The organism is Luteimonas fraxinea (genome assembly GCF_021233355.1).
Classification (GTDB): Bacteria; Pseudomonadota; Gammaproteobacteria; order Xanthomonadales; family Xanthomonadaceae; genus Luteimonas; species Luteimonas fraxinea.
In genome coordinates this window covers 2,778,779-2,791,044 of record NZ_CP089507.1, presented here as the reverse complement: position 1 = coordinate 2,791,044, position 12,266 = coordinate 2,778,779, and the positions used below count along the sequence as shown (strand labels likewise).

General features: G+C 68.1%; 8 protein-coding genes. 4 read left to right on the top strand and 4 right to left on the bottom strand.

Annotation, left to right across the window (positions count from 1 at the left end):
- Positions 1-82 precede the first annotated feature (82 nt).
- The 3 genes from LU699_RS12490 to LU699_RS12480 form a co-directional block, all read right to left on the bottom strand.
- Positions 83-430 (bottom strand): FmdB family zinc ribbon protein, encoded by a 348-nt coding sequence (locus LU699_RS12490; protein ID WP_232138233.1) that lies wholly within the window; start codon positions 428-430, stop codon positions 83-85.
- 121 nt (positions 431-551) lie between these two features.
- Positions 552-1,247 carry a hypothetical protein gene (locus tag LU699_RS12485; RefSeq protein ID WP_232580188.1) on the bottom strand — a complete coding sequence of 232 codons (696 nt, stop codon included), beginning with the start codon at positions 1,245-1,247 and terminating at the stop codon, positions 552-554.
- A 60-nt stretch (positions 1,248-1,307) separates the two neighbouring features.
- A complete protein-coding gene (locus tag LU699_RS12480; protein WP_232138235.1) occupies positions 1,308-3,173 on the bottom strand; it encodes an ABC-F family ATP-binding cassette domain-containing protein in 1,866 nt (621 codons plus the stop codon).
- A 208-nt stretch (positions 3,174-3,381) separates the two neighbouring features.
- On the opposite strand from LU699_RS12480, the gene LU699_RS12475 reads away from it, so the two are divergent.
- The 4 genes from LU699_RS12475 (at position 3,382) to LU699_RS12460 (ending at position 11,343) form a co-directional block, all read left to right on the top strand.
- The gene (locus LU699_RS12475; protein ID WP_232138236.1) at positions 3,382-5,781 is read left to right on the top strand and encodes a TonB-dependent receptor plug domain-containing protein; all 2,400 of its coding nucleotides are present in this window, start codon (positions 3,382-3,384) and stop codon (positions 5,779-5,781) included.
- Positions 5,782-5,957: 176 nt separating this feature from the next.
- Positions 5,958-8,357 carry a TonB-dependent receptor plug domain-containing protein gene (locus LU699_RS12470; RefSeq protein ID WP_232138237.1) on the top strand — a complete coding sequence of 800 codons (2,400 nt, stop codon included), beginning with the start codon at positions 5,958-5,960 and terminating at the stop codon, positions 8,355-8,357.
- A gap of 497 nt (positions 8,358-8,854) precedes the next feature.
- The gene (gene ybaL / locus LU699_RS12465; protein WP_232138238.1) at positions 8,855-10,585 is read left to right on the top strand and encodes a YbaL family putative K(+) efflux transporter; all 1,731 of its coding nucleotides are present in this window, start codon (positions 8,855-8,857) and stop codon (positions 10,583-10,585) included.
- 2 nt (positions 10,586-10,587) lie between these two features.
- Positions 10,588-11,343 carry an SIR2 family NAD-dependent protein deacylase gene (locus tag LU699_RS12460; RefSeq protein ID WP_232138239.1) on the top strand — a complete coding sequence of 252 codons (756 nt, stop codon included), beginning with the start codon at positions 10,588-10,590 and terminating at the stop codon, positions 11,341-11,343.
- A gap of 10 nt (positions 11,344-11,353) precedes the next feature.
- Here the strand turns inward: LU699_RS12460 and LU699_RS12455 are convergent, their stop codons facing one another.
- Positions 11,354-12,223 carry an AraC family transcriptional regulator gene (locus tag LU699_RS12455; protein WP_232138240.1) on the bottom strand — a complete coding sequence of 290 codons (870 nt, stop codon included), beginning with the start codon at positions 12,221-12,223 and terminating at the stop codon, positions 11,354-11,356.
- Positions 12,224-12,266: the final 43 nt, after the last annotated feature.

Below are 12,266 nucleotides of genomic sequence, written 5' to 3'. Positions count from 1 at the left end.
ACAGGCCGCCATGGCGACGGCCGTGCTGGATGGAAGCCCGCTAGTTTAAGGCGTCGCCGCGGCGCGCGCGGCGGCAGGGCCGTCAGTCCGCCGAGGCGGGCTTCGCAGCAGGCGTGGCGGCCGGCTTGGATTCGCTGGCCGCGGGCTTGGACTCAGTCTTGGCCGCAGGCGCATCGGCAGCCGGCTTGTCACCGCCGGATTTGGAACCGCCGTCGCCGCTCTCGACCAGATTGCGCTTTTTGTCGCCGTCCTTCTTGAAGTCGGTCTCGTACCAGCCGCTGCCCGCAAGGCGGAACGACGGCGCGGTGAGCTGCCGCTTGACCGCGGACGCGCCGCACTCCGGGCAGGTCTCGGGATCAGGATCGGACATCTTCTGCAGACGGTCGAAACTGTGGCCGCATTCGGCGCACTGGAAGGCATAGATCGGCATGGCGGACGCTGCGAGGAATTCAGGGGGACGGACATGAGGACGCCCCGGGCCGGTTCAAGCCGGCCGGGGGCGCGATTGTGCGGGATCGGAGCGGGCGCCGCATCCGCGGGCCCGCGCCGGGTCAGTAACCCCAGGGGGTCGGCGGTGCGGCGACTGTCTTGGTCAGGTCGAACTCGACCTGGAACTTGCGGCCGCCCGGACGGGCCAGCTCGTAGACGAAGCGCTTGCCGGGCTCGATGTCCATCGCCCAGGTGTTGGTGACCGAAGCGTTGAGGCCTTCCTTCTCGAACAGCGCGATCGATTCGGCATCGACCGGGAATTCCTGGCGCTGCGCGGTGCCGGCATTCTGCGATTCGCCGCCGTACATGGTCACCGGATCATCGCTGCCGTCGGGCATGCGGTGATCGTGCTTCAGACGCAGGCCGTGTTCGGTGCGGGTCAGAATCCAGGTGCGCGAATGGTCGTCGCCGACGTGGAAGGGGACGCGCAGCTCTTCCTTGCGGTTGCTGCAATCGCGCACGTGCATCACCAGTTCCTTGCCCTCGAACGGATCGGGCTCGGCGCCCGGCGCAGGCGCCGGCTCGTTGGTGATGATGCGGCCCGCGAAGGCTTCGCCGCAGTGGCGGGCGATCGCGGCGAGGAATTCATCGGCAGGCACGCGCTGGGTGGCGGCATCGACCGCAGCGGCCGCAGCGGCGGCATCGGCGGTGGGGTTGGCCGCGGCAGGCGGCGCGGGTTCGGCGGATTCCTTGCCACCGCAGGCGGCGAGCGAAATCACGGTGGCGAGCAGTGCGAGTCGGAGCGGATTCGGGTTCATCGCATCACCCTAACCGGCACCCGCAAGGGCGGCAACCCGGGCGAACCCGGGGGATCGCAATTACGCAGCTTCGTACAGCGCCAGCAGATCGCCCTCGGCCTGTTCGAGCTCGGCGCGCAGGGCAGCCTGGCGCTGGCCGAGTGTCGTGGCCTTGTCGGGATCGGCATAGGTGCCCGGATCGGCGAGTGCGCCGTCGATCTCCGACAACGCCTGCTCGAGTTCGGCGACGCGCCCTTCCGCCTTCTGCAGCTTGTGCGGATTGGCCTTCGGGCGCGACGCAGCCGGCGCGGCAGCTGCGGGCGCTGCGGCCTTGACCGGCGGCGGCGTGCGCAGTTCGCCGGCATTACCACGCGCGCGCAGCCATGCCGCGTACTCGTCGAGGTCGCCGTCGAACGGAATCACCACGCCATCGGACACGCGCCAGAAGGTGTCGCTGACCAGGCCGATGAGATGGCGGTCATGCGAGACCAGCACGATCGCGCCGGCGAAGTCGCTGAGCGCTTCGGCCAAGGCCTCGCGCATTTCGAGATCGAGATGGTTAGTCGGTTCGTCGAGCAGCAGCACGTTCGGCTGCAGCCACGCGATCAGCGCCAGAGCCAGACGCGCGCGTTCGCCGCCGGAGAAGCCGTCGATGCTTTCGAACGCGCGATCGCCCGGGAAGCTCCACTTGCCGAGGAAGTCGCGGAACGACTGGATCGACGCGGTCGGCGAGATCTCGCGCAGATGGTCGATCGGCGAGGTGCCGGCGACCAGCGATTCCACCGTGTGCTGGGCGAAGTAGCCGATGCGCAGGTCCGGATGTGCGTAGCGCTCGCCGGCCAGCAACTGCAGTTCGCCGACCAGCGTCTTGACCAGCGTCGACTTGCCGGCGCCGTTCGGGCCGAGCAGACCGATGCGGTCGCCGGCTTCGAGACCGAAGCCGACATTGTCGAGAATGACCACCCGCCCGTCCGCGGTCGGATAGCCGCAGGTGCCGTGATTGATGCGCAGCAGCGCGTGCGGCAGCTTCACCGGCGCCGGGAAATCGATCTGCACCTCGCGCTCCGCACGCACAGCTTCGGTGTCGGCCATCTTGGCCAGACGCTTGACCCGCGACTGCGCCTGCTTGGCCTTGGCCGCGCTGGCCTTGAAGCGGTCGATGAACTTCTGCAGATGCGCCTTCTCGGCCTGCGACTTCTCGTGGGTGATCTGCTGCAGGCGCAGCTGCTCGGAGCGCTGGCGCTCGAACGAGGTGTAATCGCCGGAGTACAGCTTGGCCTTGCCGCCATGCAGGTGCAGCGTGTGGGTGCAGACGTTGTCGAGGAACTCGCGGTCATGCGAGATCAGGAGCAGCGTGCCCGGGTACTTCAGCAGCCACTGCTCCAGCCACAGCACGGCGTCGAGATCGAGATGGTTGGTCGGCTCGTCGAGCAGCAGCATGTCGCTCGGCGTCATCAGCGCGCGGGCGAGATTCAGACGCACGCGCCAGCCGCCGGAGAACGTCGCGACGGCGCGCTGGTGGGTCTCGGCCGGGAAACCCAGACCGTGCAGCAGCTTGCCCGCGCGCGCGCCTGCGTCATAGGCGCCGACTTCCGCCATGCGCATGTGCACATCGGCGACGGCTTCCCAGTCTTCGGCGGCCAACGCATCGGCTTCGGCCTTGAGCACGGCGGCCACCGCGGCGTCGCCACCGAGCACGAAGTCGATCGCCGGGTCCGGCAGCGACGGCATTTCCTGGGCGATGCTGGCGAGGCGCAGGCGGTTGGGCAGGTCGAGATCGCCCTTGTCAGCCTCGACTTCGCCGCGCACGGCCGCGAACAGGGAGGACTTGCCGGTGCCGTTGCGGCCGACGACGCCCACGCGCCAGCCGGCGTGCATGGTCAGGTCCATTTCGGACAGCAGCAGCCGTTCGCCGCGCCGCAGGGCGAAATTCTTGAAAGAGATCATGCCGACGATTCTACCGGACGCCGCCTGTCGGGCGGCTTTCCGGCAGGTGCCAGCGGGGATTTCGTGCGTGGATCGCTTGAACGCGTAAGCGGGCCCGGAGCGGCCATCGATACCGATGAAACCTTTGACCGGTTTGTTACGTGCGTGTTAAAGCCGAAAGGCAGTCGTTTCGCACGCATCGCTCTCCTCACCCCACAAGGACCGCCGCATGACCCGACACCCGCTGCATCTCGCCCTGCTCGCATCGCTCGCCGCAGGCCCCGTCCTCGCCCAGGACACACCGGCCGGCCAGAGTCCGCGCACGCTCGACACGCTGATCGTCACCGGCACCCGTGTGTCCGACCGCACGGTGGCCGAATCGCAATCGCCGATCGACATCCTCACGCCGGAAACGCTGACCGCCACCGGCACACCGGAGCTGGCGACCGCGCTGTCGCGCGCGTTGCCGTCGCTGAACTTCCCGCGCCCGGCAATCAATGACGGCACCGACGCCGTGCGCCCTGCGCAGATTCGCGGCCTGTCGCCGGACCACGTGCTGGTGCTGGTCAACGGCAAGCGCTACCACTCCGGCGCGCTGGTCAACGTCAACGGCTCGCAGGGCCGCAGTTCGTCGCCGGTCGATCTCAACACCATTCCGATCTCGGCGATCGAACGCGTCGAAGTGCTGCGCGATGGCGCGTCGGCGCAGTACGGCTCGGACGCGATCGCCGGCGTGATCAACATCGTGCTCAAGGGAAGAGCCGGCAGCGGCGGCGTGTCCGCGCGCTACGGCCAGTACAGCGCCGGTGACGGCGCGCAGTACCAGGTGCTGGCGGATGCCGGCTTCGGCATCGGCAACGACGGCTTCGTGCACCTGTCCGCGCAGGGCGCGCACCAGGACCAGACCAACCGCGCGCGGCCCTTCATCGGCACGCCCGGCCCAACCACCGCGCCGCTCGGCCAGGTAGTGCAGCGCCAGGGCGATCCCGAAGTCGACCACGGCTCGGTGACGTTCAACGCCGAACTGCCGGTGACCGAATACCTGCAGTTCTACGGCACCGGCATCTATACGAAGCGCGATTCGCTCTCCAACGGCTTCTTCCGCCCGGCTGGCGACCCGCGCAACATTCCGTCGATCTATCCCGACGGCTTCCTGCCGCAGATCAACAACATCACCACCGACCATCACTTCACCGCCGGCTTCAAGGCCGAGACCGCGGGCGGCACCGCGATCGACTTCAGCTACACCTACGGCGACAGCGAGATGACGTTCGACATCCTCAACACGCTCAACCGGAGTCTGGGGCCGACGTCGCCGACCGAGTTCTACGCCGGTGCACTGGAAGTCCGCCAGCACGTGCTGAATCTCGATCTGAGCAAGCAGCTCGAATGGGGTCTGGACTATCCGGTGACCTGGTCCTACGGCGCCGAGTGGCGCGGCGACGGCTTCATCCAGTCGCCGGGCGCACCGTCGTCGTATGCGAACGGCGGCGTCGTCGCGCCGGGCCAGACCACGCCGCTGCCGGGCGCGCAGGTGTTCGCCGGCTTCCGTCCCGGCGACGGCGGCGATTTCGACCGCAACGCGCTGTCGTTCTATACGGGTCTCGAAGCCGACCTCACCGACAAGCTGTCGCTGAGCGTGGCCGGTCGCTATGAAGACTTCAGCGATTTCGGCGACACCAGCAATTTCAAGATCTCCAGCCGCTACGAGTTCACCGATGCCATCGCCCTGCGCGCGACGGCATCGACCGGCTTCCGCGCGCCGTCGCTGCAGCAGCAGTACTTCCAGTCGACGGCGACGAACTTCATCGCGACGCCGCAGGGCACGCTGCCGTTCGACATCGTGACCTTCCGCGTGACCAACCCGGCGGCGATCGCGCTGGGTGCCGAACCGCTGCGCGCGGAGGAGTCGACCAATTACAGCCTGGGCCTGGTGCTGCAGCCGGTCGACAACCTCTACGTCACCATCGACGCGTACCAGATCAAGGTCGAGGACCGCATCTCGCTGTCGGCCAACCTCACCTCGGCGCCGGTCCGCAACTATCTCCAGGCCAACGGCTTCGCCGGTGTCGGCGGCGGTCGCTACTTCACCAACGCCATCGACACCACGACCAAGGGCGTGGACCTGGTCGGCACCTACGGCTGGGCGCTGGCGAACAGCCAGCTCGATCTCACCCTGGGCTACAACTACAACAAGACCACGATCGACCGGGTGGCCGAGAACCCGGCCACGCTGACCGCGATCGATCCGACCGCGGTGCGCTTCGACCGGGTCGAACGCGGCCGCTTCGAGGTCGGCGCGCCGCGCGACAAGATCCTGCTCGGCGGCACCTGGACCGTCGGCGGCTTCGAAGCGACGGCCAATGCCACGCGCTACGGCGACTTCAGCGTGCTCGGCAGCACCGCCGCGCTCGACCAGACCTTCGATGCGGCCTGGACGCTGGATCTGGCGTTCTCCTACGCGCTCGACAAGTGGAAGTTCACCGTCGGCGGCGACAACGTGCTCAACGAGTATCCGGACGAAGTGCTGTTCGCGAACTCCACCGGCGGTCAGCTGCCGTGGAGCGGCAGTTCGCCGTTCGGCTTCAACGGCGCCTTCGTCTACGCGAACGCCGCGTACCGCTGGTAAATCCCCGCGTCACACCGCGAGTCCTCGACGCCCCGGCCTGCCGGGGCGTCGTCGTTTGCGACTGATACCGTCGTTCCACAAAATGAACGATTGGATCGCATTTTTATGATCATTGACGGTTTCAGGACAACGCGCTCCAATCGCCTTTACGAATTTCCAACAACAGGCCTCCCCCGATGCTTCGCCCCCACCGTTTGACTCTCGCCGTCGCCGCGGCGCTGGTATTCCCGACCGCCGCATTCGCCCAGCAGGCGCCCGCCGACACGCAGGCGCGCACCTCCACGCTCGACACGCTGATCGTCACCGGCACCCGCGTCAGCGACCGCACCGTCGCCGAATCGCAGTCGCCGATCGACATCATCACGTCCGAGACGCTGACCGCCTCCGGCACGACGGAACTGGCGACCGCGCTCGCCCGCGCCCTGCCCTCGCTGAACTTTCCGCGCCCTGCGCTGACCGACGGCACCTCGGCGATCCGCCCGGCGCAGCTTCGCGGCCTCGCGCCCGACCAGGTGCTGGTGCTGGTCAACGGCAAGCGCCGCCACACCTCGTCGCTGCTCAATCTCAACGGCACGATCGGCCGCGGCTCGTCGCCGGTCGACCTCAATACCATTCCGATTTCGGCGATCGACCGCGTCGAAGTGCTGCGCGACGGCGCCTCGGCGCAGTACGGCTCCGATGCGATCGCCGGCGTCGTCAACGTGGTGCTGAAGGGATCGTCCGAAGGCGGCAGCCTGTCGGTGAGCGCGGGCCAGTACTCGGCCGGCGACGGCAAGCAGACCCAGATCGCCGGCGACACCGGCCTGGCGCTCGGTGAGCGCGGCTTCCTGCATCTGTCCGCGCAGGTCGGCCAGCAGGAAGAGACGAACCGCGCGCGTCCGTTCGCGGGCACGCCCGGCGTCACCCAGCCTGCGCTCGGCCAGAAGGCCTTCGTGATCGGCGAGCCGGAAGTCGATTTCGGCGCGGTGGGTTTCAACACCGACATCGCCCTGACCGACAGCATCAGCGTCTACGGCTTCGGTACCGCGAGCAATCGCGACATCACCTCGTTCGCGTTCTTCCGCGCGCCGGGCAACACCGCGCAGAACATCCGCAGCATCTATCCCGACGGTTTCCTGCCGGAGATCAACAACATCTCCAAGGACCGGTCGCTGGTCGCCGGCGTCAAAGGCCACGCGGGCGAGTGGAACTGGGACCTGAGCTACAACTACGGCTACAACCATCTCGAGTTCTATACGCGCAACACGCTCAACGCGAGCCTGGGCGCGACCTCGCCGACATCGTTCTACGACGGCGCGCTCGAGACCACGCAGAACATCGTCAATCTCGACATCAGCCGTCCGCTGGAACTCGGCCTGGCCTATCCGGCGACGCTGTCGTTCGGCGTGGAAGGTCGCAACGAGAAGTGGAACCAGTCGCCGGGCGAGTTCGGTTCGTACGCGAACGCCGGCCGCGGCGTGCCGGGTGCGGGCGCAGGCGCGCAGGGCTTCGGCGGCTTCGCGCCTGAAGTCGCCGGTGCCTTCGACCGCGACAGCCACGCGGTGTACGCGGGCCTGGAAGCGGACCTCACCGAGAAGTTCTCGGCCGGCGCCGCCGCGCGTTACGAGGACTACGACGATTTCGGCAGCCAGGTCTCGGGCAAGCTCTCGGCGCGCTACGCGTTCAACGATGCCATCGCGTTGCGTGGCACGGTGTCGAGCGGCTTCCGCGCACCGTCGCTGGCACAGCAGTATTTCCAGACCGTCAGCACGACGTTCATCGCCGGCGTCACCACGCCGTTCGAGATCCGCACGTTCCCGGCCAGCAGCCCGGTCGCGCAGGCGTTCGGCGCCGAGGCGTTGAAGCCCGAGGAATCGCTGTCCTACAGCCTGGGTCTTGTGCTGCAGCCGGTCGACAATCTCTACGTCACCGTCGATGCCTACCAGATCGATGTCGACGACCGCATCGCGCTGTCGTCCAACCTCACCGGTGACGCGGTGCGCCGCCTGCTCGAATCGCAGGGCATCTTCGGCATCACCGGCGGCCGTTACTTCACCAATGCCATCGACACGCGCACGCGCGGCATCGACGTCGTCGGCAGCTACCGCTGGGATCTCGCCGCCAGCAGCCTCGATCTGACCGCCGGCTACAACCACACCAAGACCGAGATCACCCGCATCGCGGCGAACCCGGAAGCGCTGACGCAGAACGGCCTCAACCTCGAACGCATCGACCGCGTCGAGATCGGCCGCATCGAGGATGGCTTCCCGCGTAACAAGCTGCTGCTGTCGGGCACCTGGAACGTGGACGACTGGAGGTTCGCGCTCGCGACCACGCGCTACGGCAGCGTGCGCACCACGCCCAACAACGCGGCGCTCGACCAGAAGTACGGCGCCAAGTGGCTGCTCGACCTGTCGGCGACGTTCAAGCCGGGCGACAACTGGGCCCTGACGCTGGGCGCGGACAACGTGCTCAACGAGTACCCGGACGAGAACATCTTCGGCAACTCGACCAACGGGCAGTTCCCCTACAGCAACCTCTCGCCCTTCGGGTTCGGCGGCGCGTTCGCCTACGCGAAGGTCGCCTACAACTGGTAATCGGCATCTGCTGACTGCGCTTCGATGCCCCGGCTTGCCGGGGCATCGTCGTTTCGGGGTTCTGGATTTCTTCCGGACGCTGGCGAGCCCTGATCGAACGGCATGACTTGGGAGACCCGGCGGCCGGGCGGGCGCGAACCGCTCTTCCCTCGGTCAGGGCGTCATGCCCTGACTCGGGCGCGCACCATCCATGGCGCGCTCGGCGCGGCCCGCGCCCGCCCGGCCGCTGTCGAGTCGTCGGGTTCTGCTGCTTCGGATGTTTGGTTCCACCGAGCGCCATCGCCCAAGAGGGGCCCTGGCAGCACTCACGCATGTCCAAGGGTGAACACAGACATTCGATGCAATATCGATCCCATCCGTTTGAGCCGCACATTCCCGCCCGTTCCCGGCCTTTCCCACCGCCAACACCGAAATTCGACGAAGAACGCACACATTGCTGCTTGCCCCTGTCGCAATGCGTCGGCGACACTGCACGACCAGTCCAGCGCGAAGTCTCGATGCCGCATAACACCGACCTGATCAACATCGTCGCCGTCGGCCTCGGCATGGCCTTCGTGTTCGGTGCGCTCGCCAACAAGTTGCGGCTCTCGCCGCTGGTGGGCTATCTCGTTGCGGGCATCATCGTCGGACCGTTCACCCCCGGCTTCGTCGCCGACCAGGATCTCGCCAACCAGCTCGCCGAGATCGGCGTGATGCTGCTGATGTTCGGCGTCGGCCTGCACTTCTCGCTCAAAGACCTGATGGACGTGAAGTCCATCGCGATTCCCGGCGCCATCGCGCAGATCACCGTCGCCACCGTGCTCGGCTGGGTACTGGCGTGGCTGATGGGCTGGCCGATGGTCAGCGGCTTCGTGTTCGGTCTCGCGCTCTCGGTCGCCAGTACCGTGGTGCTGCTGCGCGCGATGGAAGAGCGGCGACTGCTGGACACGCGGCGCGGCAAGATCGCGGTCGGCTGGCTGATCGTCGAGGATCTGGTGATGGTGCTGGCGCTGGTGCTGCTGCCGGTGCTGGCCGACATCTACACCGATCGCGGTGGCGACACGCCGCCGGGCGCCGGCGCGATCACGCTGATGATCCTGTGGACGCTGGTCAAGGTCAGCGCGTTCGTCGCGGTGATGCTGCTGGTCGGCCGCCGGGTGATTCCGTGGGTGCTCGAGCGCATCGCCGGCACCGGCCAGCGCGAACTGTTCACCCTGTCGGTGCTGGCGATCGCGCTCGGCGTGGCTTTCGGCGCATCCGCGCTGTTCGGCGTGTCGTTCGCGCTGGGCGCATTCTTCGCCGGCATGGTGCTCAACGAATCGGAGTTCAGCCACGAGGCCGCGAACGATTCGCTCCCCCTTCGAGACGCGTTCGCGGTGCTGTTCTTCGTCTCGGTGGGCATGCTGTTCAACCCGATGATCCTCGTCGAGCATCCCTGGCAGGTGCTGGCGACGTTCCTGATCATCGTGGTCGGCAAGTCGATCGCCGCGTATTACATCGTGCGGCTGTTCAAGCATCCGCGTTCGACGGCCCTGACGATCTCGACCAGCCTCGCGCAGATCGGCGAGTTCTCTTTCATCCTCGTCGGCCTCGGCGTCGCGCTGAAGCTGCTGCCCGAAACCGGGCGCGATCTGGTGCTGGCCGGCGCGCTGCTGTCGATCGTGGTCAATCCGCTGCTGTTCGGCTGGCTCGATCGCTGGCAGGCGAAGCAGGAACTCGCCGCGCGTGCTGCGTCGGCCGCGCACGAAGCGCCGCTGCCGCCCGAGCACGGCGTGCCGGACGACCTCCACGGCCACGCGATCCTCGTCGGCTACGGCCGCGTCGGGCGCCAGTTGGCCGATTTGCTCAAGCAGCGCGGCGTGCCGCTGGTCGTCGTCGAGGACGACAACGAGCTCGTGCGCCGCGGCCGCGAGCGTGGCTTCACCGTCGTGCGCGGCAACATCGCATCGGAGCCGGTGATGCTCGACGCCGCGCCCGATCGCGCGGCGCTGGCGATCTTCGCGATTCCGCAGGCGCTGGAAGCCGGCGAGGCGATCGAACGCATGAAGGCGGTCAACCCCGCGCTCACCGTGCTCGCCCGCGCGCACAGCGACGGCGAGGTCAAGCATCTGCTGCAGCACGGCGCCGACGGCGCGGTGCTGGCCGAACGCGAGCTGGCGTATTCGCTGGCGGAGATGGTGATGTCGACGCCGCCGTTCCGCCCGGTGCGTCCGGGATCGGTGCCGGTCGAGGCGCCACAGCCGGGCTGACGATGCGCCTGGTCGTGCTCAGCGGTGCCGGCATCTCGGCCGAGAGCGGTATTCCGACGTTTCGCGATGCGCTGACCGGCCTGTGGGCGCGCTTCGACGCCGAGCGCCTGGCGACCGAAGATGCGTTCCGCGCCGATCCCGCGCTCGTCTGGGGCTGGTACCGCTGGCGCGCGGCGATGGTGGCCGCAGCCGCGCCGAATGCCGCGCACGTTGATGTCGCTGCGCTCGCCCGCGACGGTCACGCGCTGACCGTCGTCACCCAGAACGTCGACGATCTGCACGAACGCGGCGGCGCGCGCGACGTGCTGCATCTGCATGGCCGGCTGCTCGCCTCGCGCTGCAACGGCTGTGGTGCGCGCATCACGCCTGATCCAATTCTCGCGGCGCCGTCGCCACCCGAAGGCGGCACGCGCGAAACGCCGCCTGCGTGCACGGTCTGCGGCGCAGCGTTCCGCCCCGATGTCGTGTGGTTCGGCGAATCATTGCCGGCCGACGCCTGGGACGCGGCCGAAGCGGCTGTCGACGCCTGCGATCTGCTGGTCGTCGTCGGCACCTCGTCACTGGTGTGGCCGGCCGCCGGCCTGCCCGAACGCGCACTGCGCGCCGGCACGCCGATGCTCGACATCAATCCGCAGGCGACGCCGCTGTCATCGCGCGCGACAGCGCACTGGCCACTGACTGCGACCGTCGGCATGGCGCACTTGCGCGCGCGTCTGCAGCAGACGCCGGACGATGCAATGCACGTCCTCGCGCGCTGAGCGCCGCGCCTCAGTCGTCCAACGGCAACAGGATGTCGGCGCGAAGATCGGCTTCTGCCACCTGCTCGGGATCGTCGAGGAAGTGGTAATGCAATGGCGCGTCGCGCAGGCGCTCGCCGCTCGCCGGCCACCACTGCGACAGCAGGCGATCGGTCATGTCTTCCAGACCCGAATATGCGCCGACGTGGCGCACGCGTGCGTGGCGACCACCGCCGATCGTCAGCCTGCGCAGCGGCCGCGACACACTCGCCGGAATCGACAGCCGCACCGCGGCATCGAACTGCAGCGCGTGCGGCGGCAGGTCGCGGTGATCGCCCAATGGCACGCCGATCAGCGCTTCGATGCCGTCCACCAGACCGGCCGTTTCGGCCCAGCCGAACAGACGGCCGAAGGCGTCATCGAGATCATCGAACGCGCCGCGCGCACGCAGCGCCACGACGTCGAACGGTGCGATCTCGACCAGCTCCACGGCCGGCGGCTCGAACGTCTGCGGCGAGGGCGGTTGCAGCCGATCCAGCAACGCAGTCGCCTGTGCCATCCGGCCGCGCAACTCTGCAGGCGTGACGTCGAGCGTCTGCCGGAACGTGCGGGCCAATGCCTGCGGACTGGCATAACCGACCGCGAGCGCGGCCTGTGTGACCGTCTCGCCTGCGGCCAGCAACTGCAGCGCGCGCGACAGGCGCAGTCGCGTCAGGGTGCGGCCCAGCGTTTCGCCGGTCGCCGCGCGCCACACGCGATGGAAGTGGAACGGCGACAGGCTGGCCTGGCGCGCGAGCGTCTCCAGCGGCGGCAGCGCCGTGCCCTCGGCGACGATGTCCTGCAGGTGCCCGGCGACGGCGGCGATGCGCGGTGCGAGACGGGTCCGGGTGTCTGCTTTCATGGGGGCACTCGCGATGGGCTTGCCGCGAGTATCCGGTTCCGGC

Coding starts and splice junctions, on each gene's coding strand:
- LU699_RS12490 (WP_232138233.1), bottom strand. CDS start 430: ATGCCGATCTATGCCTTCCAGTGCGCCGAATGCGGCCACAGTTTCGAC.
- LU699_RS12485 (WP_232580188.1), bottom strand. CDS start 1,247: ATGAACCCGAATCCGCTCCGACTCGCACTGCTCGCCACCGTGATTTCG.
- LU699_RS12480 (WP_232138235.1), bottom strand. CDS start 3,173: ATGATCTCTTTCAAGAATTTCGCCCTGCGGCGCGGCGAACGGCTGCTG.
- LU699_RS12475 (WP_232138236.1), top strand. CDS start 3,382: ATGACCCGACACCCGCTGCATCTCGCCCTGCTCGCATCGCTCGCCGCA.
- LU699_RS12470 (WP_232138237.1), top strand. CDS start 5,958: ATGCTTCGCCCCCACCGTTTGACTCTCGCCGTCGCCGCGGCGCTGGTA.
- ybaL (WP_232138238.1), top strand. CDS start 8,855: ATGCCGCATAACACCGACCTGATCAACATCGTCGCCGTCGGCCTCGGC.
- LU699_RS12460 (WP_232138239.1), top strand. CDS start 10,588: ATGCGCCTGGTCGTGCTCAGCGGTGCCGGCATCTCGGCCGAGAGCGGT.
- LU699_RS12455 (WP_232138240.1), bottom strand. CDS start 12,223: ATGAAAGCAGACACCCGGACCCGTCTCGCACCGCGCATCGCCGCCGTC.